Source organism: Sphingomonas sp. AC435, assembly GCF_979253005.1.
This window is the reverse complement of the sequence record NZ_CEEDCJ010000063.1, coordinates 1-255: the sequence shown is the minus strand read 5'-3', so window position 1 is coordinate 255 and position 255 is coordinate 1. Positions and strand designations below refer to the sequence as shown.

The 255-nt window shown below is 68.6% G+C and carries 1 protein-coding gene; it reads left to right on the top strand.

The genetic code is table 11. The features are described from left to right. Positions 1-206, top strand: a 206-nt coding sequence (locus AC0CH8_RS18965) for a chorismate-binding protein (protein WP_465241212.1), incomplete at its 5' end; no start/stop codon positions are given. Between the last annotated feature and the right edge of the window lie 49 nt (positions 207-255).

Below are 255 nucleotides of genomic sequence, written 5' to 3'. Positions count from 1 at the left end.
CGCCCGACGGCTCGCTCGACAGCTGCCTCGTCCTGCGAACGGCCGTCGTCAAGGACGGCACGATCCACGGCCAGGCCGGAGCCGGCATCGTCGCGGACTCCATCCCCGAGTACGAGCAACGCGAATGCGACGCCAAGGCCGGCGCCATCCTTGCCGCCGCACGGGAAGCGGTGTCGCGAGCCGGTGAGGGCAGATTCGGACACTAGCCTCAACTCTCGCTGCCCTTTTAGGGGGTCAGGGTCGCGAACTTCCTCC